Below are 24,939 nucleotides of genomic sequence, written 5' to 3'. Positions count from 1 at the left end.
AGCAAAATGGGAGACCCCACAGGCAACGCCGAGGAGGCTCCCAGCCGGACCGCGGAAAGCAAGTTCCTCTCGCTGCAAGGAACGGACATTATTTATCATGAAAAACAACAATTTATGCGAAAATTGCTCTTTCTTTTAATGGTTTTCGCACTATTCAATGTTCGGCTTTCATTCAGGAGATGATCGTTACGTCCCAGTCTCTCTTCTTGTTTTGATACATGTACCTTATCCAATAACCTTTTCTTCGTTGTGAATCATTTCTTCAAACAACCGCTGAAGCTCTCTCGTAACTGGTCCGGGCACCCCTTTCCCAACCTTCATGGAATCAATCTCCGTGACAGGTATGACCTCACTTGTCGTAGAAGTAATAAACGCTTCATCAAGTGTTTTGAGGCCGTCTACTTTCAACATCTCTTCTGCCAGCGTTAACCCGTTTTTTCTGCAAAGATCAGCCACTTTCATGCGAGTTACACCATTTAAAATCAAATGATTCGCAGGGTGTGTATAAATGGTCCCATTCTTTACACCGTAAAAATTAGACGAAGACCCCTCCGTTATATGCTCACCGCGATGAAGCAGAGCCTCGTATGCTTTATTTTCGTAAGCCTCCTGTTTGGCGAGAACATTCCCAAGCAAATTCAGGCTTTTGATATCACATCTCAGCCAGCGGATATCTTCCATAAGATACAGCTTAATGCCTTTTTCCTGCTCTTTAACAGGCTTTGAGCAAGGAATTGGATAGGCTACTATCTGAGGAGTGACGTCTTTTCCCGGAAAAAGATGCTTCCTTCCTGTGACCCCGCGTGTGACTTGCATATAAACGGCACCATCATGCACTTGATTTTTCTGGATGAGTTCATTCAGCATCCCTGTTAATTCTTCTGCTGAATGCATAAGCACAATCTTAATCTCTTTTGCACTTCTGACAAATCGCTCCATGTGCTCTTTCATCGCAAAATATGAGCCATTATATACTCTGATTACCTCGTACACGCCATCCCCAAATTGATATCCTCTATCTTCAAAATCAATGGATACTTCGTTTTTCTGCTTAAATTCACCGTTTAAAAGTATGTACATATGAAGGCTCCTTTGGTTAGATTGAAGGCTGTTTTCTGAAATAAATCGATTTTATTACAAGAGATTGAATGAAAAACTTCCTCTCTCTATGTTATGATGAAACACGCTGGTCTGTAAAATGTTTCATCTTTTTATTTGATTTTTTTACAGATTTCAGTTGAAATTTATTTTCCTGTCCATTATGATGAAATTAACTAAAAACACAACATATTGACAAAAAACCAAAATCACAATACTACATATTGAAAAAACAACAGCAAGCAAAGGTGCCAATTTATTGGCTTAAAAGGGAATCCGGTGCAAATCCGGAACTGTCCCCGCAACTGTAAGTGTGACGAACTGGGAATACCACTGTACGAGATTGAAGTATGGGAAGGACTCAGCGCAGAATGATCACAAGTCAGGAGACCTGCCATTTGATTGCGATAGTTTCGAATTCTTCGGGGACTGAGGAGATGAAACGATGGTTAATAACAGGACTGCTTGTATCCTTTTATTCTATCGTTTGATCCGCTCATGATCCCATGAGCGGATTTTTTTTAGGCGTAAACATTCAGCTCCCCGATCACTACCAAGAGCTGACTAAAGTCTTTGCGCTTTATTATTTTTTAGGAGGATGTCAAATGGCAACCAAAATGGCAACAATTATTTTTAATGAACTGACACTTGAAAAAGCCCCATTTTCAGAAAAACGGATAAGAGACTTCATAGATGAAATCGGACACGGCTTCAAAGAGCTTGACATGGATGCTTACAGCACAAGAATCGTACAAAGCATTGAAGGCCGCAGTGAATATACAACATCCCAAATCTCCAATCTCCTTATTCTCGAAGGCCTCTCCAATATTAGTGAGCTTGAACCTCAATGGACTTACTTTTGTGCACGCATTTATCTAAGAAAGCTATATAAGGAAGCTGCGTTCAACCGCAATCAGCCAAATGGATATGATTCGTTTCTGAACTTACTTAAAACACTGACTGATAAGGGCATATACAGTCCGCATTTGCTGAACGCATATTCAGAAGAAGAAATAGAAAGCCTTTCATCAATCATTCAGCCGGAAAAAGACAAGCTGTTTACATACATTGGACTCCGCACCTTGTCGGACCGCTATTTAGCAAGAGATTTTGATAAAAAAACATTTGAACTGCCGCAGGAACGTTATCTTGTCATTGCCATGACGCTTATGGCCAATGAAAAAACAGAGCATCGCCTTCAGCTTGTAAAAGAAGCTTACTGGGCACTCAGCAATCTTTATATGACCGTTGCTACTCCGACATTATCAAATGCAGGGAAGCCTGTGGGCCAGCTGTCGAGCTGTTTTATAGATACTGTTGATGATAGTCTGCAAGGCATCTTTGACAGCAATACAGATATTGCAAATCTTTCAAAATCTGGCGGAGGCATCGGGGTTTATTTAGGCAAAATCCGCAGCCGCGGCAGTGACATTAAAGGCTTTAAAGGAGTCTCATCCGGTGTGATCCCGTGGATGAAGCAGCTGAACAATACAGCAGTGAGTGTAGATCAGCTTGGCCAAAGAAAAGGAGCCATCGCCGTCTATCTGGATGTGTGGCATAAGGATATCTTTTCATTCCTGGATTCTAAACTGAATAATGGCGATGAGCGCTTAAGAACTCATGATCTATTTACAGGCGTCTGCTTGCCTGATCTATTTATGGAACAGGCGGAAAACCGCGGTGACTGGCATTTATTTGATCCGCATGAAGTCCGTAAAATGATGGGGTACTCCTTAGAGGATTTTTACGACGAAGGAAAGGGCTTCGGCTCATTCCGCGATAAATATTGGGAGTGCGTCAATCATCCGGATCTGACTAGACAAACCGTACCTGCGATTGAAATTATGAAAGGCATCATGAAAGGCCAGCTGGAATCAGGCACCCCCTTCATGTTCTATCGTGATGAAGTGAACCGCAGCAATCCGAATTCTCATAAAGGCATGGTCTATTGCAGCAATTTATGTACAGAGATCACTCAAAACCAGAGCGCTACGACGATGGATGAACAATATACAGAAGACGGCAAAATCATCACCGTTAAAACTCCGGGGGACTTTGTTGTCTGCAATCTGTCATCTATTAATCTGGCAAGAGCTGCCGGTGATGAAGTGCTTGAGCGCCTTATTGCCATTCAGGTCAGAATGCTGGATAACGTGATCGATTTGAATGACATACCTGTGGTGCAGGCTAAACTCACCAATCAGAAATACCGTGCAGTCGGTCTTGGAACATTCGGCTGGCATCACCTGCTTGCTTTAAAACGCCTGAAATGGGAAGACGAAGAAGCTGTACAGTATGCTGACAAATTATATGAAGAGATTGCCTTTTACACGATCCAGGCAAGCATGAAGCTTGCTGCTGAAAAAGGAGCCTACCCAGTGTTTGAAGGATCAAAATGGCATACCGGAGAGTATTTCGAAAGCAGAAATTACACATCAGGACATTTACCATGGGATGAATTAAAACAGCAAGTCATGGAAAAGGGGCTTCGCAACGGCTACTTAATGGCGGTGGCGCCTAATGCTTCCACCTCCATTCTGGCAGGCAGTACAGCAAGCATCGATCCGATTTTCCAAAAAATGTACTCTGAAGAGAAAAAGGATTATAAAATACCTGTTACTGCTCCTGATTTAAATCCGGAAACCACATGGTATTATAAGTCGGCTTATTTCATTGATCAGATGTGGAGCATCAGGCAAAATGCCGCAAGACAAAAGCACATTGATCAATCCATTTCGTTTAACTTTTATGTGCATAACACAATAAAAGCGAAAGAATTGCTGAACCTGCACCTGTCAGCCTGGAAAGCCGGCTTAAAGACCACTTATTATGTGAGGTCTACTTCAAGTGCCATAGAAGATTGTGAATCTTGCGCGAGCTAAAAGGAGAGACAAATCATGACACATTCATTAAAAACAAGGTCCATTATGGATTCGGGAGCACCGAACCGGTCCACGGCCATTATTAACGGCAGCAGCTCTAATGTATTGAACTGGGACGATGTAACGTACCCCTGGGCCTATGCAAAATACAAAAAAATGCTGGCTAACTTCTGGACACCGTTTGAAATTAATATGTCCGGAGATATTAAGCAGTTCCCGCAATTATCAAAAGATGAGCAGGATGCTTTTCTGAAAATCATCGGGCTTCTTGCCCTGCTTGACAGCATTCAGACAGACTATGCGGGAAAAGTTGCAGACTATATAACAGATTCAAGCGTTAACGCACTGATGATTATGCTCGCCCAGCAGGAAGTGATCCATAACCATTCATACTCGTATGTTCTCTCAAGCATTGTTCCAAAGCACGTTCAGGATGAAGTATTTGAATATTGGAGAAGCGAGCCTATTTTAAGAAAACGGAACGAGTTTGTCACGAACGGCTATCAGGCCTTTGCAGAGGAACCGAATGTCAGCAATCTGCTCAAATCCATTGTGTATGATGTCATTCTTGAAGGTCTGTTTTTTTACTCGGGATTTGCTTATTTCTACAATCTTGCCCGTAATCAAAAAATGGTCGCTACAAGCACGATGATTAATTACATTAACCGGGACGAACAAATACATGTAGATTTGTTTGTGAAAATCTTTAAAGAAGTGCTGCGCGAGTATCCGGAATATCAGACAGAGGAACTCGCAGCTTTTGTAAAAGAAACCTTTATGGAAGCTGCAGCTCTTGAAATTGAGTGGGGCCGCTTTATCATTGGCAATAAAATCGACGGCATTCATATGAAAGACGTTGAGGATTATATTAAATTTTATGCAAATGTCAGATGCAATCAGCTTGGATTTGACCGCCCCTTTGAAGAAAACCGGACGAATCCTCTGAAGTGGATCAAAGCCTATGAAGAGGTCGATCTTGGAAAGTCTGATTTCTTTGAACAAAAATCGCGCCAGTATACGAAAGTCAACTCCATTGATAACGGATTTGATGACCTATAAAATGAAATGGACCGTCTATTATTAGACGGTTATTTTTTAACATTTTTTCTATAAAAAGTGATACAAAAACATCTTTATTTCGTTATTCTATATACAAAGAAAGATTATCCTTCAAAGTTTCAAATAGCGACAATTAATGATATCCTTTAATTTATGAAAGTCTGATCAAATTAGAGGAGATTGGGAGATGACAGTAAACGACGACGCTTTATTGTACGAAAGAATCCGCAATAAAGATAAAGATGCCCTTGAAATCATGTACGATCGTTATGAAAAACTGCTTTTTTCATTTGCCTGCCGCATCACTCATGATCAATCTCTTGCTGAAGAAGTTCTGCAGGACGTATTTATGAAGCTATGGCATGGGAACCGTGTGTATGACAGCAGCAAAGGAAAGTTTACTTCCTGGCTTTTAACCATCACAAGAAATCAGGCAATCGATCTGATTCGCAAACATAAAAAAATCGATACCGTTGAAATCATGGAAAAAGACTCTGTATCAAGTTCCGAACAGTCTGTCGAGAATGAAGTAGAGTGGCTTGAGCAGGGTGAAATATTGAGAGAGGCTGTTTCCAAGCTGAAAACGGAACAGCAGCAAATGATTGAGCTCTTTTATTTTAAAGGCTTTACTCAGCAGAAAATTTCAGATGAATATCAAATTCCGCTCGGCACCGTCAAAGGAAGAATACGGCTCGCACTGAAGCATTTAAGGAGCACGCTGGGCAAGGAAGGGAGGGTCATAGATGAATAGCCAAATGTGCGATAAACTATTCGATTATTTTAATGAGACGATGACAGCTGAAGAGAAAAGAGAATTTGAAGCTCATTTGGAGTCTTGTTCTGACTGTTCGGCAGAACTTCAAGAATTGACTGCTTTAACAGAAGACCTTCCTTATCTTTCTGAGCCTGTAGAGCCTCCTAAAGAAATGAAGCAGCGTATTTTAGGAAGCATCCTGAATGGGGATTCTGCAAATCACTCGCCTGAGCCTGTTTATGTCAAAGAAAAAGAAGTTCACTCTGCAGAAAATAAAGACAAAATTGTTCCAATCAAAGCAGAAAAAAGGCCCAATAGGTTTCTTCTTCCTTCCGTAGCTGCCTTGCTTTTTGCATCACTTCTCGGAAATGGCTATTTCTTAACACAAATGGCTGATGAGCCTCCTAAAGATGCAGCATTCAGCAATGAAGATTTGAAAAAACAAGTTGCGCTTGCCCCCGTTGATGAGCAAATGAATAATGTAACGGCGATGGCTTCACTGATGAAAAACGATTCTAAAGAAATGGTTGTCCTTCAGGCTGAACAGCTGAAGCAGCTGAAAGACGGCGAAGTGTATCAAATCTGGCTGATTGAGAATGAAAAGCCAGTCGCAGCAGGTTCATTCGTTCCAGATTCATCCGGACATGGTGCCGTCATGTACGAAATGAACCTGGAAGGCGAGCTGAATTGGGATACGATAGCCATAACGATTGAACCAAAAGCAGGAAACAAAGCTCCTGAAGGTGCTGTGGTTCTTGCTTCACAGCTATAGTCAACTCAAGAAGGTACGGTAAACCGTACCCTCTTTTTTATTTGATCAAACTCTTTATCTGAATTTTCTTTCTTTAAGCTCAGGAAGAGACTACCCGCTTGGATAGTCTCCCTATTTATTGTCCATGAAAGTTGTTCATATCCCGATTGTCATTATGAATTTGCTGTTCTGCTCTCATTGCTTCAGCTTTAGGATCTGAGTGTTAAACATTTAACTCTCTTCTTCGTTTTGTCCTTAAATCGCTGATCCAGCCAAGCAGGACTAAAACAAGAAAACCAACTAGCAGCCAAGTCTGGCATATCACGTACCTCGATTCATAAGAATCGCTACGCTGTCTATACCTGTATACTGGTTAATCTGCAGTCATGCCTTTTTTCACCAGAGACAAAATTATCAAGGATTCACACGGTGTCTTTAAACGGCTGATTGTTACTTTACCTCTTCTTCTTCCGTCTTTTCAATTAAAGTCGCTTCGTACATTTCTTCGTCCGTCTGCACTTTAATGCTTTCTTCCACACGAATTCTTCCTTTACCCATTTTATCTCCTCCTTTATTGATATCATAATTAAACTGAAAATTTAGTAAATAATGATATATCCCTATTTATTTGACTTTTTTTTGAATAGAGTCAAAGGTAATGACAAAATTCATCGTTCTTTTAAGGGAGATTTTCGACTCCCACATTTGAAAAAGCCAAGCGTGACACGATTTAACAATCATCCGAAAATAAGGGTCTTTTTACTTAGCTGACCTTGTAAATTTTTTTGTTATCCTGCTGTATTTTTAAAGAATATGTCATTTAATGGATGCTCTTCTTTTTAAAGCGGCCTCCTCTTACTTCCGTTATATTCGCTACGGCTAAAAAAGCAGAAGGATCCAATTCCTCTACGATTGATTTTAACTTTGCTTCTTCAAGTCTTGTAATTACACAAAATATAACCTTCTTATTATCGCCCGTATATGCTCCTTCACCGTTCAAGTATGTTACTCCGCGGCCAAGGCGATCCAGAATTGCCTGACCAACCTCATCCGGGTTCTCACTTATGATCCACGCTGATTTTGACTCATCAAGACCCTGAACGACCACGTCAATCGTTTTATAAGCGATGAAATAAGCGATCAGGGAATACATCGCCCGGTCCCAGCCGAATACAAAACCGGCACTCCCTAAAATAAACAGGTTAAAAAACATGATAATCTCCCCGACTGAAAAAGGAGATTGCTTATTAAATAGAATCGCCAGAACTTCTGTCCCGTCAAGCGACCCGCCATACCTGATAACCAGGCCGACTCCAATGCCGAGGATAATTCCGCCAAATACAGATGCGAGCAAGAGATCCTCCGTCAGTACAGGAACAGGGTGCAGCAAAACCGTCGCAGCCGACATAATTCCAACACCGAACAAGGTGGAAAGCGCAAACGTCTTTCCAATCTGGTTGTAGCCAATAAAGAAAAAAGGCACATTCAGAAAAAACAAGTATATACCAAGCTTCACTTTCGTCAGATGAGAAAGGATAATGGAAATTCCCACAATCCCCCCATCTATCACACGATTAGGAACGAGGAAAATTTCCAGACCTATTGCCATCAAGACTGCACCGAAACAAATCAGCACCATGCGTTTGCCAATTTCAGCCTTTGGCAGCTTTTTATGCTGTTTGATGACGGACATTTGATGGGGCTCCATTTATCCTCCTCCTTTTAGTCACTCTTTGTCATTTCAGTTATATATTAAAATATAGATGCAGAAGACCGCTTAAATGACTGATTTCAAAAAAAAACACCCCTGTTCAGGGTGTTTAATAGTAACTTTAAGCGGAAAATCTGTGATAAAATAAATAGTAAGAAAATTCAGACGGTGATGCGAATGAAAATGATTAATATTTGTGTAAAATGCAGCGGAAAAGGAAAGGTCCGATCAAAGCTTCCATTTTTCAAAAAAGCATGTCCTGCATGCAACGGGACGGGAAAGCGCGAAACAACCATTAAAAATTCGAAACGCGCTTGACCCCTCCCTCCTTTTTTATTCTATTCCAGCCCTTTGCTCATGGCTTTTTTATTTGCAGCAATGACTGCATGTTTAATTAAGTCGTCAAATCCGCCTTCTTTAAGGACTTTTATTCCCTCAGCAGTAGCTCCACCTGGTGTTGTCACTTGCTCTCGAAGTTCTTTTGGAGCAAGCTTCTCCTTCAGCATGGAAGATGAGCCGGAAAGCATCTGCGAGACAAGCCTGACGGCTGTTTCATGAGAGACTCCGTAGGACTCCGCCTGATCGATTAAACTCTCTGAAAATGCATAAAGAAAAGCCGGGGCGCTTCCTGTGATTGCAGTTAATTGATGAACCTGATTTTCTGTGCACTCCTCAGCCTCGCCAATGGCATCAAGCACTTGCTTCAGCATGCTTTTATGATTTTGAAGCACAGCTTTCCCGTATGCGACAAGCGACATCGACTCGCCTATTTCCGATGCTGTATTCGGCATCACCCATGCAGCCGGGGTATTCTCAGGCAGATGCTCTTCCAAGAAAGAAGGACCGATTCCAGCAGCTATCGTTACAACGAAATGATTATGTATGAATGGTTTCATTTCATGCAATAAATTCAAATGCACTTCAGGTGGCATTGCAAGAACAACCATATCCGATTTTCCAATATCTTCCTTCCAATTGAAAGAAGGGATGATTTGATATTTCTCCTGCAGGTAAATCAGTTTCTCTTTATTCTTATGATTGGATACATAAATGTCTTTTACGTTTGGAGATTGAACAAGCCCGGATAAAATGGATTCTGCCATTCGCCCTGCTCCAATAAATAAAATCGTGCTTTTTTTCAAAAAACTACTTCCTCTCTTTATCGACTATCGTTATTTTATCAAACTTGAGAGCAGACAGAAAAGTCCGGTTTTGACTTTGCTGTTTCATTCTCCACAACCTATTACCAATTATAATTTCTTAAACGAAAAAAAACCGGTGTCAAAACACCGGATTCTAGCTGTACTGCTTTGTTTTTTCTAATGCATCCTGCTTAGCGCCTTCCACATAAATGGTGCGGCTCGGGAATGCAAAACCTACACCCTCTTCTTCAAGAATCCCCATGATCTTATAATTAATATCCTGCTTCACACTTAAATGATCAGCATAGGCTGTTGTTTTGGTGAAGAAGTTTAAGAAAATGTTCAGGCTGCTGTCGCCAAAAGCATTAAAGATCACATTGATTGTGTCATCATGAATGCCATCGTGCTCTGACAGCATGTGTTCAATTCTTCTCACACACGTTTTCAGCTGAGATTCTGATGTATTGTAGGTTACTCCAATAGTGAATTGAATCTGTCTTTTTCCCATTTTCGTCCAGTTCGTAATAGGCTCATTAGCAAGTGTTGAGTTTGGAACCGTTACAAGTGCTTGAGCAAATGTCCGGATTCTCGTGCTTCTGAAAGAGATATCCTCTACAACCCCTTCTACACTCGGCGTCTTAATCCAGTCTCCGAGCGTAAACGGCTTTTCTGTAATGATGATGATTCCGCCAAAAAAGTTGCCGATTGTTTCTTTCGCTGCAAGGGCAAATGCAAGACCTCCAAGTCCGAGCCCTGCCACAAAACCATTTACATCATAATGGAATTCCTGCGCAATGATGCTGAATGTCAGCGCAAGAATAAGAAAGCGCATAACCTTTGATAAAAAGGGGCCAAGAATATCATCCATCTCAAGTTCAAAACGCTGATTCACTTTGTCAAATAAGAGCGATGAAGATGCCGTCAGATTGTAAAGCCCCCATGCTATCGTCATCACGATGGAAGATCGATAAAATTGACTCAGCACATCCCTTTGGTTTTCAAAAAATGGCGAATACAGAACGGCCAAATATAGACCGATCAGGATAAAAAACATGCGCAGCGGTTTTTCATAAGCAACCAGAACATTCCTGAAAATATCAGTCGGCGTTTTGTTGCTGAACTTCAATATCATTTTGAATACGTATTTCGTGAAAAGTTTGCGAAGGACCATAAATAGCACGAAAATCCCGATGCTTACGGCAATTTGAATCAAACTTTCCGTTGTCATATATTTTTCAATCATGAACTTCTCTCCTTACTCTGCATACCTAATGTATTCACAAAATACTATTATACTAAACTCTTCGAAAACCTCATCGTCTTTTGGTCCCTATTATTTTTAAAAAACTGGTAACTTTGAGGTTTATTCCTGCGTCTTTCTTGTAACATAACAAAATGAAGGGCGGCAGAAACATGCATCACAACGTTATTTACCGTAATGAAGCCTACACTCTTTTTCACAAATATAAAAGCGGATATTGTGAAATTTTAAAAACAAAGGGCTATTCGATGGTTATTCTTGTACATGAATCTGAGCTCCTTTATGAAGATAAGATATAAAGTCAGTTTGTCAGTTCAACTTTCTGGATTTTTACAGGAGATTCTGATACCGTTATCATTAAATCAATCCTGGAAGAGGTCTTAAATATGTCACTTAATACATGGTTTGCTAAAGGGTTAACTGTACAGGAATACATCGAAAAAATGAATGTCAATAAAGAAGAAATGAACACCATCTATCAGCAGTTTACACTTGATGAAGACGACGTATCTATTCTTGAGAGCATCCGCAATCAATCTCTTCGCGTCATTGTTCTCACAGAGGACTGGTGCGGAGATGCGATGCTGAATAACCCCATTCTATTAAAAATTGCTGAAGAAGCAGGAATGGATGTCCGCTTTTTGCCGCGTGACTCGAACTTGGAGCTCATGGATCAATATTTAACCAATGGTACATCACGTGCGATTCCCATCTTCATTTTCATCGATCAAGAAGGAAACGAAAAAGCCGTCTGGGGACCCCGCGCTCCTAAAATTCAGCAGCTCGTTGACCGTATGAGAAAACCGCTTCCGGATAAAGAGCACCCGGATTTCAAAACAAAGCAATCAGAAATGATTCAAACATTAACGGCATCCTATAAAGAAGACGAATCACTTTGGAAAGAAGTTTCATATAGCATTATTACCACGCTCAAAAAGAAGAGATTGCACGTTTAATCAGCAAAGATAATAATTACTTTTAGAACAGCCTATCAAACTAATTTGCTTTGGCTCTTTACAGAAAAAGAAGTCACCTCAGCCGGTGACTTCTTTTTTACATATATTCACTTCAAGACCCATTTCAACGTTCCCTTGAATCGCACGGCTGATCATACAGGAGCTCTCCGCCCGCTCAGCAAGCTTTCTTGCAAGCTCTTCATCTTTTGCAGATGCTGTACTTTTTAACACAATGACAGGCCGATGAATGATTTTTTTATAGGTAATGACACCATTTGTAACATCGACGATTCCCTCTGATGTCATGGTAAGGTCTTCTTTTTCTAATCGGCTGCGCTCCATCATTGCTGCAAGTGTGATGATATAGCAGGTTGCTGCAGCGCCAAGGAGCATTTCGTCAGGGTTAGTTCCGATACCCGGACCGTCCATTTCCGGCGGAATCGACACCTGTGTTTTTAAATTCCCGCTTTCGATTTCCCCAACGTCGTTTCTAAGGCCTGGCCAATGTGCTTTTAAATGAAAAGAATGTTCCGGCATGGGAATCCCTCCTTGTATTTAAGTATAAGGCTAGTGCAATGTCTTTTAATCAGCCTGCTGATTAGCTGACAGCAACATTCGCCATGAAAGCAAGATAAGCAGATACTATGAATAAAACCGCAAATGCACATGCTAAATATGCATTTCTTTTTTTTATAAAGCTGATCACCATCATGCCAATAAAAAGGGCTGCAAAAACAAAGAGCAGAATTCCATTCCATGTAAAAGCAAATCCGATCTCAATTGGCGCCTCAATTTTCAGTCCTTTACTAAATTCAAATAAAGTCGAAGCCCCGTCAGAACGAAGTGTTGTGTTGACATCATGAGGAGGAGCCTGTGTGCCAAGTACGCCTGTTAAGAAAAAAACAATCATGACGACAATACTCTCAGCTCTTACCCAGGCAAGAGCCTGAAAATGACCGGCTCTTTTGCCTGCAAAGCCATTTAAAAAAGCAAAAACAAGCAAAGGGACTATACTGATATGTTTTAATAGAATCACTTGCCCGTACGATAAACTCCAGGCAGCAGCATAATCATTCAGATCAACGACAAATGTCATAACGATTAACCCGCTTGCCGTCAACACCGTCATACATACGAGAGCAAACGGTGTAAACCAGTTCAGGAAAGCCTGCCAATTCTCCGCTTTTTTTGAAAACCAAGCTGCATGAAGCAAAACACCCGTCCACAGTGTGACGGAAAGAAAATGAATGCTGTGAGAGGCGATTCCGGGCCAGAAGGATAATGATGCAGCATGGCTTGCATATCCTAAAGCTATGATCATGAAGAGCAGCAACAGCCCCTGAATATATTTTGGACCATCCAAATAAATCACAATCCATAAACAGACGGCGCCAGCTGCTGTCATCAACCACGATTGGCCAGCCTTAAAATCAGCCAATACCGATTGTATCGTTTGACTGAGCCCTGCTATTTGATAGAAATTCAGGATAATGTTTAAAACAGGAAAAAAAGAAAAAAGAACGATTAACAAAACCGATAACAGCAAAAATACTTTTGGAAGCCGTATATCAGGTTTCTTGTCTTTTTTGACAAACTGCAGGGCAACATGCCCAATTAAGAAAGAGAAGAGAACATACGTGATCCCTTCTCCAATCGGTATAAGATAAGCCATGCTGATCAGCCTTTCTTTTTCATTAAGAAAACAATACCAATCACGGCAATAACACCAATTGCAACAAGAATAATCGTCATGACCGGGCTGTTCTCAGACTGCTCTGACTCCGCGTTTTCAGCCTGTTCATCTGTTTGTGCTGTCTTTTCATTTTCCGCATTTTGATCATCCTCATCCACTGCTGATTCTTCTTCAGTTGATGGCTGAGGCTCTTCTTCCTTGACCTCTCGCTGAACGGTAAAGGCAAGAGTGCCTTCCATCTCATGGCCGTCTTCACCGATGATTTTCCAATCTGCCGTGTATGATCCATTTTCAAGTTCACTTGACGAAATTCCTTTAAGTGTTTCTCCTTCAGCCTTCACTTCCAGAGGAACGGCAGCGCCGTCTCTAGTTAAGGTCATCGTACTTAGTGACTCTACCGGTGTATCAAAGGTTAACTCAATTTCTTTAACCGGTCCTGTTACAGTCGAACCTTCTTCAGGATTTGATGAGGTCATATGAGTATGTGCAAAAGCTGTATTCGGTAAAATAAGCAGAACGAGCATTCCAAATAGAGAAAGTATTTTTTTCATATGTATCTTCCTTTCTAGAGTTAAATTCTAATTTTCATTCTAACATGATGTGTCAGCTTCCCATTCGCCGAAATTCGACAGTTTTCTAAACACTGTCCCTCTTCTTAAAGGTTTGTTTAAAAAGCTAACGGTATACTCATCTTTTTGGATGTTCACTTCTAAGTACAAAAGCGCAAGCGCCTTGGTCAGATCCGACAGGCAGATAAGAATCCGACAGAAAAGTCCGGGTCCCGCCTTTGTTGGCGATTTCGTTCTGACCGAGGATCTAGGCGCTTCCGCTTGCCGTAGATAACTTTATTTACTTATCCACAACCTTTTACAATTTATAATTTCCTAAACAACAAGAAAAGCGCAAGCACCCGTTTAGCGCAGGCACGACAGATAAGGAACCCCCAGTGAAGGCGCTTTTTGCCAATACTTTCGGATCCGTTCTGGCCGAGGAGCCTGAGCGCTTGCGCTGGACAAAGAAGCGCATAACATATATCAAAAAACCCGGGAATGTTATCACCCGAGTTTTTCTGCCGCTATCTGCAATTGTTTCATATCGTCCAGCAATAGCTGCTTATCTGCATCTTTCTCTATTTGATTGCTTGCATGATGTGCTTTTTCGAAGTATAGATTGAAGTTTTCCAGATGCTCTGCTATTAAATAGGCCCTTGCAAGCCCCTCATATGCATATGCTAAATCAAAATCACCAATTTGATTGGATAGACAGATTTCCAGATTGCGGGCTGCATGATAGAGGGCAGGCTCAGATCTGCCGGAAATCGCATACACCCTTGCTATTTGCCATTCTCCGCGCGAAAGATTAACCGCTGTGCCAACCTGCTCCCAATGATATCGTGATGCATGTGCCATATGAATCATTGCATCTGTTTCAGCTGGTGTGCGGTCCTGTTTTTCCATCAAGTCCCACACTCCATTGAATAAAGACACCGCACATTTTTTATGAAAATCGTTCATCGCCTTAACTGCTGTTTCACTATTCACTTTAATCCCCCTTGTTAACGTGACCTCATTTTTTTCCGGCGATAATACCTAATAAAGATAATTGATAGAAAAAGCAGACATCCAATCCCAATAAAAAACGGACCAAATCTAGTAAGATACCCGTTTACTGCATCGATTGAAGAGCCGAATTTATTGCCCAGGCAAAAAAAGAGAATGGCCCATAAAAATGCTGATCCATATGCCAGCAGAGCGAATTTCCAAAACTTTAATTTATTCATGCCGGCGAGTACTGGGCCAAGATGCCGCAGCAGCGGGAAAAAATAGGTCATACCAAGTGTATAATCGCCATGTCTTGCAAATAACTGCTGAAATTTAATAAATCGGCGTTTTGCTCTTTCTCTTCTTACTAAAAAAGACAGAGCCAGTTCCCCAAAACTTTTTCCAACAAAAAACCAAAAGGTTAGTGCCGTCATAATGCCTAAATAAGAGGAAAAAAAGGCAGGCACAGGGTGCAGAATCCCATGAGAAGAAGCAAACCCGCCCATCATGACAATCACTTCGTTAGGAAGCGGGATAAAAAAGGTACCGGCAGACAGCATCACAAACAGAGCCAAATATCCATACTCCTCTATAAAAATAAGAATCTCAGAAATCTCCATTATCTCACTGCCTTCATCTTTATCTATCTTCTATTATACTAAGATAATAAGAGTTAGAGTATAAAGACGCCTCAATCAATTTTACCTTCCTTCTGCAAGATGGAGATCAATGTATTCACGATCTCTTGATCAAAATGGATTCCGCTCCATTTTTTCAGTTCACTCACAGCTTCATCTGCACGAAGGGCATTGCGGTAAACCTGATCCTGCGTCATCGCATCATAGGTGTCGCTTACTGTTACGATTTTAGATTCCAACAGGATTTCTTCTGATTTCAGTCCAAAAGGATAACCTGTACCATGCTAGTAAACTTCTTTATTTCATCGCTTAAATTATCAAAAGCCGGTTCTGTAATAAACCAAAGCAGTTCTACATCGGTTAATGCTTTAAAAAAGATTGGCTTTTTCAAATCCTGAACATCCTGAATTTTTACTGATTAATCACAATTTTTTAACTTTTCATTGCTATTATATATCAAGGCTGACAATATGTAGTAAAAAAGATCGAATTTTGTAAAAAAAGCATGATAAATATTTTTGCAGGAGTATGATTATGCAAATTTCGCCAGTGATGATCACAGGAATTTGTTTCGTATGGGTACCTGGATTTCGCTTTGTCCGTTTTGGGGTTCATTTTCACAAAAAAAATGATGCAGCATAGCCTGCATCATTTCTCTATCTATTTATTCAAAGTTACTCGCGCTCTCTACGTTTTCACCCTGAAATATAGTCTTGATTTTTTCCCGGTTTTTCTTTGAGACAAGAATATATAAGGTATCCCCTGAAAAGATGTTGGTATCCCCTCTTGGAGTATGAAGCTTTTCATTTCTTATAACAGCCGTTATTAAAGCATCATTCGGCAGCTCAATGTCCTTTAATTCTTTTCCTGAAACACTTGCGCCTTCTCCAACCTCAAGCTCAATCATCTCATTATTGGTTTTGCCGATTGAGATTAATTCAAGGGTATGAGGCACTGAATTTTTCTTGCTTTCTGAAAGCTTCAGCTTATTGGCAAGAGGTGTAAGCGTCGCACCTTGAAGCAGAGCCGAAGTCAGAACAACGAAGAAAACGACGTTAAAGATCAGCTGACTGTTTTCAAGCCCTGCAAGCATCGGATAAGTAGCCAGAACAATCGGAACCGCTCCCCTTAGTCCCGCCCAGGAAATAAACAGCTTTTCTTTTATGGAAAACTTAGAAACAATCATACTGATGAATACCCCTATTGGACGCGCCACTATCATTAAAATAACCGACAGGAGCAAACCTTCCCAAATGATATCCAACAGCTGATTTGGAAACACTAGCAAGCCGAGCAAAATAAACATTAATATCTGCATCATCCACGCCAAACCTTCATTAAAACGGATGATGGAATGACGGAAGGTCAGATCTGAATTTCCGACTATTACAGCCATTACATAAACAGCAAGTAGTCCGCTTGCGTTTGCGAACGTGGTTAAACTGTAAGTTAAAATGGCAAAGGCAAGCGATAAAACTGGATAAAGTCCGGACGAGTCTAAATTTATTTTGTTAATGGTCCAAACCGTAAGTTTCCCGAAAAGCAATCCTGCTGCAAGGCCAAATCCCATTTCCCAGAAAAACCTTAATATGAGGCCAATAAAACTCGTATCTGGCTGCCCAATCAGATGAATGATCGTTACTGTCAGAAATACGGCCATTGGATCATTCGTACCAGATTCAGCCTCCAGAGTAGACGTCAATCTCTTTCTGATGTTCTTGTTGCCAAGAACAGCAAAAACCGCTGCAGCATCCGTTGACCCAACGATCGCGCCAAATAATAACCCCTCAAGCCAAGTTAAATCGAGAATGAATTTTGCAAATACGCCGATAATAATCGTCGTGATAAAAACACCGATTGTAGCAAGCATGGATGATGGCACAAGAATTTTTCTGACATCCACCCATTTTGTTTGTAATCCGCCATCAAAAATAATAATGATCAGGGCGATAATACCAAAAAGCTGGGCAAGCTTGGCATTATCAAAATAAATATAATGACTGAGCACCATACCGACAACGATAAAAAATACCAGGGAAGGCAATCCAAGTCGAGAGGAAAACTTTGCGGTCATAACACCGATTGTAAGAAGAACAGCTAAAATTAGAATGATATTATCAACAGAAAACGACAATACTGCATCACCTCATAGTTTGATTTTTGTAAAACGTTTTGAAGAGATTTAATAGGGGAATAAGTCTATTTTATCGCAACAATCAGCCTAACGTCTAGAAATTGGCCTTGGGAAAAAGATTTTCCGATTTTAATCTATGGGTGTTTCTTCCTCCGATATAATGGTCTACTTATGTTAAAATGATTGTGATGAAATAATGATACTTCAGCTAATAGATTCAGAGGTGACTTATATGGAAAAAGACACGGCAGCTTTTACACGATTGCTTTTAGATGGCAATCAAAACCGGGCATGGCAGATGGTTGAAGCAAGGCATGCAGATGGTGCAGAACCTATTACAATCTTTCAAGAGCTGCTGACACCGGCTATGGCACATATAGGGATACTCTGGGAAGAGGATCAAATATCAGTTGCCGATGAGCACTTAGCGACGACAACTTGTGATTTTGTCCTCTCCAGATACCAGCAGCACATTCTGACAGAACCGAAGCAAACGGAATCCAACAAGAAAGCCATGTTTTTATGCATAGAGGATGAACTTCATCACCTTGGTCTTAAGATGGTTTCTATTTTGTTTGAACTATACGGATATAAAACAAAGCTTTTTGGAGCAAATCTCCCATTGGAATATGCCCTGATAACAGCAGCTGACTGGCAGCCGGACGTAATCGGCCTTTCTTTTTCCCTGCGAAAGCACGCAAACCGCCTGAATCACTACATTCAGGAGCTTGAACAAATAGAACACTCTCCCGTAGTTATCGTTGGAGGCCGGATTGTCTCAACTATAAATAAAGCTGAGTACTGTTCTGATAAAACGCGACTATTTCATGCATTGTCTGATCTCCATGAATGGCTCAGTAATACAGAAGAAAAGGAAAATTCCCATGTTTGACAGCAAAATGCTTCCTCTTCCTTTTTTCAAATTAAATCACAGCTTCCGCATAGAGCAACAATCTCTTGCAGCATTAAAATTGTTCGAAGAAACGGATAGCTTTATTGACTTAATTGACGAAGACAGCAGAACAAAAGCAGAAAAAGTTCTGAAATCAGATAAACAAGAGACAGAGCTGGTTCTAAAAACATTCAGCTCTCCTCTCGCCTTATTTAAAGTAAACATCAGCAGGGATGATGATTTTCTTTATCTTCTGTTAACAGAGCAAAACTCACGCATGGAAGCTCTCGTCCATCAAGTAGAGCTTCACCGCAGAAGACTGGCAGAAACAGATCTTCAGCTCCTAGCAAAAAAAGAAGAAGCCGAAGAGGCATACAATAGAATCGTTGAACTATCCAGCCCGTTTATCATGCTGACCAAAAAAGCTGTGCTCATTCCGCTGTTCGGACCGCTGACACAAGATCTGATTTTTAAAAATACAAGCCGATTGTTAAATCTTTTGGCGGATTCAGGAGCTGAACAGATCTTTATTGATTTTCATGGTGTAGGCGAGATCACTGAAGCTGGAATACAGGACCTTTCAAATCTCGTTCAGGAATTCAGCCTAATGGGAGCAGCAGCATTTTTTGCAAGTTTGACGCCCGCACAGGCAAAAGATGTATACAAAATTCATTCAAACATAAATGTCACTTATGTTCAGAATTTGAATACTGCCCTTGAAACCTATCTTTTATGATAGGTTTTTCTTTTTCACAAATTCGACTAAAATCCTTACAGGACTTTCCAGATCCATCAAGAAGTTATCCATATTAGATCTATTGGAGGGATTTTCTTGAAAAAGAGCAATGATGACTTATCTAACAGAGATTTAATGAGCTCTATTTATAAGGATTATGAAAAAAAAGGCGGTGCTGAAAAATTGCCGGGTATGGGCAAGCCTCTTCCAAAAGGCGCTCTGGAAGGAGATATTTTCACAAAAATCGTCAAAAACGCAAACTACCTGCCTGCATGGATTAAATTGCAGAAAGAGATTAAGCATCGCATAGAAAACCTGATGAAGCTGAGTGATGATGAAAAACGGACAGCAGAAGCGGAACTGATTAATAAAGAAATTATGAAATACAACCGCTCTTGTCCCGCAGCCCTGCAAAAAAACTTGATTTCTCTTGGTGAGCTTGAAAAACATTATAAACTTTGGGAATAACAAATAATGATAAACTTATGCCCATTCAAAAAATAGGCTTCGCCGCTGCACCGAGAAATGGTGCTGGCATGCTATAATGAAAACAATTTTGTTTCACCTTATCTCCTTATGGGAAAAGCTACATATGGCAAATCTCCGCAAACTCATGGAAGTGAGAAATACATCAAAAGGTGGTGCATGTCATTTGCCGAAGGACAAAATTTTTAAAATTGGATATGGAATCATTATTTTTTTAACGATTATTCTGCTGTCGACTAAAGTGGATTTCATTTTCAGACCGCTTGAAATCATATTCACGACCCTGTTTTTCCCCTTTTTGGTTTCAGGGATCATCTTTTATTTGCTTCGCCCAATCGTACGATTTTTAGGAAGAAAAGGTGTTCCGAATACCATTTCGATCATCATTATTTATTTGCTGGTTATTGGTCTTGGAACCTTGCTTGTGTTCTTGATCGGGCCGGTTATTCAGAAACAATTTCAAGAACTGATCAAAAACTTTCCTCAGATTGTGCAAACCCTTCAGGATAATCTTCTCGCTCTAAGAGAAAATAAATGGTTCGCCCGATTTGAACAGAATGATATTTTGACATTTGAAAAGATGACAGCCTCTGTTACAGACTATTTCCAGTCGAATGTCAGCAATATCGGCAGCCGTGTTTCTAATTTCATTGGAATTCTGACAAGCATTGCAACTATCTTTGTAACGGTGCCGTTTATTGTTTTTTATTTGCTGAAAGATGGTGAATATGCGCCAAAACAGGTTTTGCGCTTTTTGCCCTATACAAAAGCAAACGAAGCCAAGCTTATTTTAAAAGATATGGATCATGCACTAAGCTCGTACATTCAAGGACAGGCACTTGTCAGTCTTGTGGTTGGTGTGATGATGTACATAGGTTATTTAATCATTGGACTTGATTATTCCATCCTCCTTGCCATGTTTGCGATGCTGACAAACGTCATCCCTTTCCTTGGACCGTTTATCGCAGTGATTCCTGCCGTCATTGTCGGCTTCCTGGATTCACCGTTTATGGTTATACAAGTGCTCATCGTTGTTATTGTCGTGCAGCAAATCGACGGGAATGTTTCCTCGCCGCTGATCATGGGCAAGAGACTTGATATTCATCCATTGACCATCATCCTGCTGCTGATTGTTGCAGGAAGCATGGGAGGATTGCTTGGAATGCTTCTTGCCGTTCCGACCTACGCTATATTGAAGGTCATTTGCAGCCATTCTTACAGACTTTACCTTCTCCGGAAAGAACGGCTTGATCCAATCCGGAACACGAATATTGACATTGAAATTGAGTAATTTCTGCTAGTTTGAAGGATAGTAACTATAGAAAAATAATCATGATTTGGCAGGTGGGCATATGACGTTTTTTCAGCTACTTAAAAAAGGGAATAAATCTTCAGGCATTGCAGCTCTCGGAAATACGGCATTAACCATTATTAAAGGAATTGCTGCTTTTATTAGCGGCAATGGAACGATGTTCGCCACTACTTTGCATTCAGCGGCCGATGCCATCAACCAGGGTTTTGTGTTTGTCGGAAGCGCTCTTGCTGAAAAAGCTCCGACAAAACGTTTTCCGACAGGATTCGGACGGGTCGTAAATCTCTTCGTTCTGATAGCGGTAATTGTGATTTCCATTATGGCTTATGAAACACTCCATAAGGGCTGGGAACTGATTCAGCACCCTAAGGCAACCACAAACATCCTGTTAAATGCAAGCATTCTTGTCATCGCCGTTATTATTGATGGGCTCATTCTAATAAAAGCAATGAAAGAAATTGCCCATGAGACCAGAACGGAAGCAAAAGGATTTGCCATTGCAGCAAATGCATTCAAAAATGTAAGCCTTGCTTCTCCGCCGACGAGACTTGTTTTCTACGAAGACATCATTGCTACATTTGGTGCATTATTAGCTCTTGTATCAATCGTAGTGTCTTATTTCACCGGCTTGTATGTTTTAGATGGTGTAGGTACTCTGCTGATTGGAGTACTGCTGATAGGCATTGCCGTTAAAATCGGGTATGAAAATACAATTGGATTAATCGGAGTTGCTGCGCCTAAAGATGTCGAGGACCGGATTGCAGAAATGATTCTCGCTGATCCTGATGTAGAAGACATTAAAAATCTCCGCATTCTTCAGGAGGGCCGCAAATATCATGTTGAAAGCTATCTGGAACTAAAACCCGGGTTATCACTTGCCGTAGCAGATGATATAAAAATCCGGGTGAGAGATCACTTATATACCGATCCTGATATTGCCGATGTCACCCTTGGTATTTTTGAGTCAGACGGAGTCAAAACATGGGGATTGAATGAAACAACTGAATAAAAGCTTAGATAAAAGGACCATTAATAAGTGGTCCTTTTATCTTTGTCATTCTCTTATGACGCGTTTCAAATTGGATGATAAAGGGAAAAGTTTAAATGTTTTCCAAATATGTTCAGGAGGTAATGGGAAAAAAGTGAAACTTTATAAGGTTTTAATCGTTTAAGAAAGTGTACACCTTGAATCACCAAAATGGAGAGGAGCTCGTTTATTTTGAAAAAAACAGGATGGATTGTCAGTTTATTGTTTGCATTGCTTTTAGCTGGATGCGGTCAAAATACCGCTGCTGATGAAGAAAAAGATAATAAAGGAACTGAAACAGCTGAAACGGAAGCTGAAAGCAAAGAAACAAGTGAAACAGACAAGAAAGCAACTTCTCAGGAAGTATTGGCAGCAGCCAGTGAAAAATCTGCTGAGCTTAAAAATTTTGCCATGGACGGCACACTGAATATGGTCATGAAATCTGGAGAAGAAACGATGGAAACAAATGCTGATATGCAGACGAAAACAAATGTAGATCCGCTCGTCATGCAGCAGACGATGCAAATGGAAGCTGAAGGCCAAACGAATACCATTGATATGTATATGGATGAGGAATTCATTTACATAAAAGATCTGCAGTCAGGCGGATGGGTGAAAATGAAGCAGGCTGGACCAGGTATGGGCGAAATGATGAATCAGCAAAAAACGATGACTCCTGCTGATCAAATCAAACAGCTGGAGCAAATGGCAGATGATATTCAGATGGAAGAAACCGAAAGTGAATATATCTTAAATGTGAAAGGCAATGGTGAAAAATTGATGAGCCTTACAGGTAGTATGATGGGCTCAGATCCTGCAATGCAGGCAGCACTGGAGCAAATGGACATTGAACAAATTGATTATACGTACACACTGGACAAAGAAACCTATTTTCCTAAATCATTAAACATGGACATCAAAATGTTTATAACTGAAAATGATCAGAAGATCGAAATGCAGCAAACCATCACCTCTCAATTCTCTGAAATGAATGAGCTTGAGAACTTCTCCATTCCTGAAGAAGTTTTAAATGAAGCAGTTGAGGTTGACCCAGCGGCATAGAAAAGCTAAACCGTCCGTTTAGCTCATGCAAACCATAAAAACAGGAGATCTTCTTAGTGAAGATCTCCTGTTTTCTTACCAGCCCATTCTATCTCTAAGGCTCTCTATATGTGCAATATGATGATTGCCATGCCATGCATAAACACCAAAAGTTTCTGCAAGTGTAGCTGATGTTTTATTTTCAGGATGAAAAAATGTCCTGTTTAAATCCGATTCAGATAGAGTTGCCGCAAGCTGGATCAATCGCTTATGAAGAGATTCCAGCAGCACGAGTGACACGCCAATTTCCCCATGCTTTGAATCAGCCAATTCTGCCCATTCCTTTTCCTCATACGGACGAATAACCGGGTTTTCTTCTGTTAAGCCTAGTTTTATTCTTATATAGGCGTTCATATGACTGTCTGCTACATGATGAACCACTTGGCGAACGCTCCACCCTCCTTCGCGGTAAGGCGTATCCAGCTGTGAATCTGATAAATCCAATACGGCTGCTTTTAATCTTGATGGCGCTGCAGATAGTTCATGGAGCCAGCTTTCCAAATGGACCGGTTCTATTTTTTCTGGACCATGAAAAAAACCAATAGGATATTTTAAATCTTTCATTTATCATCCCCCCTTACAAATCTATTCATTACCCTATATATTGAATCACAATTCCCCCAAGTGCTGCTGCCAGTACCACAAGCCAAGGCGGCAGCTTCCAATAGACAAGAAGGGCAAAGGCTATTAGAGCGAGGGCAAAGTCACCGGTCGATTTTATGGAACTAGTCCATACTGGATTGTATAGGGCTGCAAGCAGAATGCCGACAACTGCAGCATTCACTCCCATTAATGCTGCTTGGACACTGCTCTTTTCTCTTAGCATATTCCAAAACGGGAGCATGGCAACTACAAGCAGAAACGATGGTAAAAACATTGCTGCTGTCGCAACAATTGCACCTGAGAAACCATTCATCGATGCACCAAGATAACTTGCAAAAGTAAACAGCGGTCCCGGAACTGCCTGTGCAGCTCCATAACCGGCAAGGAAAATCTCTTCGCTAATCCATCCTTGCGGCACGACTTCCCGTTCAATCATCGGAAGCACAACATGTCCGCCGCCAAATACGATGGAACCAACCCGGTAAAAAGTATCAAACATAGCTGTCCAAATCGAAGGAAACACTTGCCTGATTACTGGAAGAAGAATCAGCAGTCCAAAGAATAAGATCCAGGCAAGTATACCTGTCTTCTTGTTAATGGATAAATTCAGTTTTTCTGCCTTTGGAACCTCTTTATTTTTATACATCCAATAGCCTGCAGCACCTGCAATTAATATAATGGCGATTTGCCCAAGTGCGGTTGGAAAGAAAAGAGCGGAGACAGCTGCAATGACCGCAATTGTAATTCTTGGCCTGTCTGGAGTGAGATTCTTTCCCATCCCTAAAATGGCCTGAGCAACTACTGCCACGGCAACAATCTTCAGACCATTGATCCAGCCAGCATCTTCTGCTTGAAAGCCTGTTACAAAATAAGCAAATAAGATGAGGGCAATGACAGATGGCATCGTAAAGCCAAACCATGATAAAAATCCTCCTACCATGCCGCCCCGGACTATTCCAATCGAAATTCCGACCTGACTGCTCGCCGGACCCGGAAGGAACTGACACAAAGCCACTAAATCAGCATAGCTCCGTTCGTCAAGCCACTTCCGCTTCTTTACATATTCATCTCTGAAATACCCCAAATGTGCAACCGGACCTCCAAATGAAGTCAGCCCAAGCTTCGTAGACACAAGCAGGATTTCAATCCACGTTTTAAGCAT

At 40.9% G+C, this 24,939-nt stretch carries 27 protein-coding genes and 1 riboswitch; of the genes, 12 read left to right on the top strand and 15 right to left on the bottom strand.

Annotated elements, in window-relative coordinates:
* Window positions 1-225 precede the first annotated feature (225 nt).
* Window positions 226-1,080, bottom strand: a complete 855-nt coding sequence (dat, locus tag GJU41_RS01035) for a D-amino-acid transaminase (RefSeq protein WP_070876124.1) — start codon at window positions 1,078-1,080, stop codon at window positions 226-228.
* Between the two features lie 248 nt (window positions 1,081-1,328).
* Window positions 1,329-1,511, top strand: a riboswitch (cobalamin riboswitch).
* Window positions 1,512-1,703: 192 nt separating this feature from the next.
* Between dat and GJU41_RS01030 the strand changes: the two genes are divergently transcribed.
* From GJU41_RS01030 to GJU41_RS01015, 4 genes are all read left to right on the top strand, one after another.
* Window positions 1,704-3,980: a ribonucleoside-diphosphate reductase subunit alpha gene (locus GJU41_RS01030; RefSeq protein ID WP_154317854.1), complete on the top strand. Its 2,277-nt coding sequence runs from the start codon at window positions 1,704-1,706 to the stop codon at window positions 3,978-3,980.
* Between the two features lie 15 nt (window positions 3,981-3,995).
* Complete coding sequence (locus GJU41_RS01025) at window positions 3,996-5,039, top strand: ribonucleotide-diphosphate reductase subunit beta (protein WP_154317853.1); 1,044 nt, start codon at window positions 3,996-3,998, stop codon at window positions 5,037-5,039.
* Window positions 5,040-5,226: 187 nt separating this feature from the next.
* On the top strand, window positions 5,227-5,790 hold the full coding sequence (locus GJU41_RS01020) for an RNA polymerase sigma factor (protein WP_070876127.1): 564 nt from the start codon (window positions 5,227-5,229) through the stop codon (window positions 5,788-5,790).
* A complete protein-coding gene (locus GJU41_RS01015) occupies window positions 5,783-6,565 on the top strand; it encodes an anti-sigma factor (protein WP_070876128.1) in 783 nt (260 codons plus the stop codon). Before GJU41_RS01020 ends, GJU41_RS01015 begins: the two co-directional genes overlap by 8 nt.
* Before the next feature lie 429 nt (window positions 6,566-6,994).
* Here the strand turns inward: GJU41_RS01015 and GJU41_RS24565 are convergent, their stop codons facing one another.
* The 4 genes from GJU41_RS24565 to GJU41_RS01000 form a co-directional block, all read right to left on the bottom strand.
* On the bottom strand, window positions 6,995-7,102 hold the full coding sequence (locus GJU41_RS24565; protein WP_165970975.1) for a YhdX family protein: 108 nt from the start codon (window positions 7,100-7,102) through the stop codon (window positions 6,995-6,997).
* 262 nt (window positions 7,103-7,364) lie between these two features.
* Complete coding sequence (locus GJU41_RS01010; protein ID WP_165970976.1) at window positions 7,365-8,252, bottom strand: YitT family protein; 888 nt, start codon at window positions 8,250-8,252, stop codon at window positions 7,365-7,367.
* Window positions 8,253-8,593: 341 nt separating this feature from the next.
* Window positions 8,594-9,397, bottom strand: a complete 804-nt coding sequence (proC, locus tag GJU41_RS01005; RefSeq protein ID WP_224771154.1) for a pyrroline-5-carboxylate reductase — start codon at window positions 9,395-9,397, stop codon at window positions 8,594-8,596.
* Between the two features lie 154 nt (window positions 9,398-9,551).
* The gene (locus GJU41_RS01000; protein ID WP_154317852.1) at window positions 9,552-10,640 is read right to left on the bottom strand and encodes a mechanosensitive ion channel family protein; all 1,089 of its coding nucleotides are present in this window, start codon (window positions 10,638-10,640) and stop codon (window positions 9,552-9,554) included.
* 170 nt (window positions 10,641-10,810) lie between these two features.
* Here GJU41_RS01000 and GJU41_RS00995 point away from each other — a divergent pair, with 170 nt between their 5' ends.
* Window positions 10,811-10,957: a hypothetical protein gene (locus GJU41_RS00995; RefSeq protein WP_154317851.1), complete on the top strand. Its 147-nt coding sequence runs from the start codon at window positions 10,811-10,813 to the stop codon at window positions 10,955-10,957.
* Window positions 10,958-11,044: 87 nt separating this feature from the next.
* On the top strand, window positions 11,045-11,614 hold the full coding sequence (locus tag GJU41_RS00990; protein WP_070876130.1) for a thioredoxin family protein: 570 nt from the start codon (window positions 11,045-11,047) through the stop codon (window positions 11,612-11,614).
* A 78-nt stretch (window positions 11,615-11,692) separates the two neighbouring features.
* Here the strand turns inward: GJU41_RS00990 and GJU41_RS00985 are convergent, their stop codons facing one another.
* From GJU41_RS00985 to GJU41_RS00955, 8 genes are all read right to left on the bottom strand, one after another.
* Window positions 11,693-12,151 carry an OsmC family protein gene (locus tag GJU41_RS00985; protein ID WP_070876131.1) on the bottom strand — a complete coding sequence of 153 codons (459 nt, stop codon included), beginning with the start codon at window positions 12,149-12,151 and terminating at the stop codon, window positions 11,693-11,695.
* Between the two features lie 61 nt (window positions 12,152-12,212).
* Window positions 12,213-13,286, bottom strand: coding sequence for a copper resistance D family protein (locus tag GJU41_RS00980; RefSeq protein WP_070876132.1), 1,074 nt, complete (start codon window positions 13,284-13,286; stop codon window positions 12,213-12,215).
* A gap of 5 nt (window positions 13,287-13,291) precedes the next feature.
* Window positions 13,292-13,858, bottom strand: a complete 567-nt coding sequence (locus GJU41_RS00975; RefSeq protein ID WP_154317850.1) for a copper resistance CopC family protein — start codon at window positions 13,856-13,858, stop codon at window positions 13,292-13,294.
* A 504-nt stretch (window positions 13,859-14,362) separates the two neighbouring features.
* Window positions 14,363-14,848, bottom strand: coding sequence for a hypothetical protein (locus GJU41_RS00970; RefSeq protein ID WP_224771344.1), 486 nt, complete (start codon window positions 14,846-14,848; stop codon window positions 14,363-14,365).
* 14 nt (window positions 14,849-14,862) lie between these two features.
* Entirely contained in the window at window positions 14,863-15,468 is a 606-nt protein-coding gene (locus tag GJU41_RS00965; RefSeq protein WP_070876134.1) for a DedA family protein, read from the bottom strand.
* A gap of 71 nt (window positions 15,469-15,539) precedes the next feature.
* Window positions 15,540-15,725 carry an HD-GYP domain-containing protein gene (locus tag GJU41_RS00960; protein WP_070876135.1) on the bottom strand — a complete coding sequence of 62 codons (186 nt, stop codon included), beginning with the start codon at window positions 15,723-15,725 and terminating at the stop codon, window positions 15,540-15,542.
* A gap of 17 nt (window positions 15,726-15,742) precedes the next feature.
* The gene (locus GJU41_RS25145) at window positions 15,743-15,877 is read right to left on the bottom strand and encodes a hypothetical protein (protein WP_263596906.1); all 135 of its coding nucleotides are present in this window, start codon (window positions 15,875-15,877) and stop codon (window positions 15,743-15,745) included.
* 273 nt (window positions 15,878-16,150) lie between these two features.
* Window positions 16,151-17,620, bottom strand: a complete 1,470-nt coding sequence (locus GJU41_RS00955) for a potassium/proton antiporter (RefSeq protein WP_070876136.1) — start codon at window positions 17,618-17,620, stop codon at window positions 16,151-16,153.
* 232 nt (window positions 17,621-17,852) lie between these two features.
* Here GJU41_RS00955 and GJU41_RS00950 point away from each other — a divergent pair, with 232 nt between their 5' ends.
* From GJU41_RS00950 to GJU41_RS00925, 6 genes are all read left to right on the top strand, one after another.
* The gene (locus GJU41_RS00950; protein WP_070876137.1) at window positions 17,853-18,512 is read left to right on the top strand and encodes a cobalamin B12-binding domain-containing protein; all 660 of its coding nucleotides are present in this window, start codon (window positions 17,853-17,855) and stop codon (window positions 18,510-18,512) included.
* Window positions 18,505-19,248 carry an STAS domain-containing protein gene (locus GJU41_RS00945; protein ID WP_070876138.1) on the top strand — a complete coding sequence of 248 codons (744 nt, stop codon included), beginning with the start codon at window positions 18,505-18,507 and terminating at the stop codon, window positions 19,246-19,248. Before GJU41_RS00950 ends, GJU41_RS00945 begins: the two co-directional genes overlap by 8 nt.
* Window positions 19,249-19,344: 96 nt before the next feature.
* Window positions 19,345-19,716 carry a DnaJ family domain-containing protein gene (locus GJU41_RS00940; protein ID WP_224771152.1) on the top strand — a complete coding sequence of 124 codons (372 nt, stop codon included), beginning with the start codon at window positions 19,345-19,347 and terminating at the stop codon, window positions 19,714-19,716.
* A gap of 184 nt (window positions 19,717-19,900) precedes the next feature.
* Window positions 19,901-21,025 (top strand): AI-2E family transporter, encoded by a 1,125-nt coding sequence (locus GJU41_RS00935; RefSeq protein ID WP_070876163.1) that lies wholly within the window; start codon window positions 19,901-19,903, stop codon window positions 21,023-21,025.
* A 61-nt stretch (window positions 21,026-21,086) separates the two neighbouring features.
* Window positions 21,087-22,055, top strand: coding sequence for a cation diffusion facilitator family transporter (locus GJU41_RS00930; RefSeq protein WP_070876139.1), 969 nt, complete (start codon window positions 21,087-21,089; stop codon window positions 22,053-22,055).
* Between the two features lie 210 nt (window positions 22,056-22,265).
* Window positions 22,266-23,135: a DUF6612 family protein gene (locus tag GJU41_RS00925; protein WP_070876141.1), complete on the top strand. Its 870-nt coding sequence runs from the start codon at window positions 22,266-22,268 to the stop codon at window positions 23,133-23,135.
* Between the two features lie 75 nt (window positions 23,136-23,210).
* Here GJU41_RS00925 and GJU41_RS00920 read toward each other — a convergent pair whose 3' ends face one another.
* Together GJU41_RS00920 and chrA are read right to left on the bottom strand one after the other, a co-directional pair.
* Entirely contained in the window at window positions 23,211-23,738 is a 528-nt protein-coding gene (locus GJU41_RS00920) for a YfiT family bacillithiol transferase (RefSeq protein ID WP_070876142.1), read from the bottom strand.
* Window positions 23,739-23,766: 28 nt separating this feature from the next.
* On the bottom strand, window positions 23,767-24,939 hold the full coding sequence (gene chrA, locus GJU41_RS00915) for a chromate efflux transporter (RefSeq protein ID WP_154317849.1): 1,173 nt from the start codon (window positions 24,937-24,939) through the stop codon (window positions 23,767-23,769).

The organism is Metabacillus idriensis (assembly GCF_009674765.1).
GTDB lineage: Bacteria > Bacillota > Bacilli > Bacillales > Bacillaceae > Bacillus_P > Bacillus_P idriensis.
The sequence above is the reverse complement of the archived record's forward strand: the minus strand, read 5'-3'. Positions and strand labels throughout refer to the sequence as shown.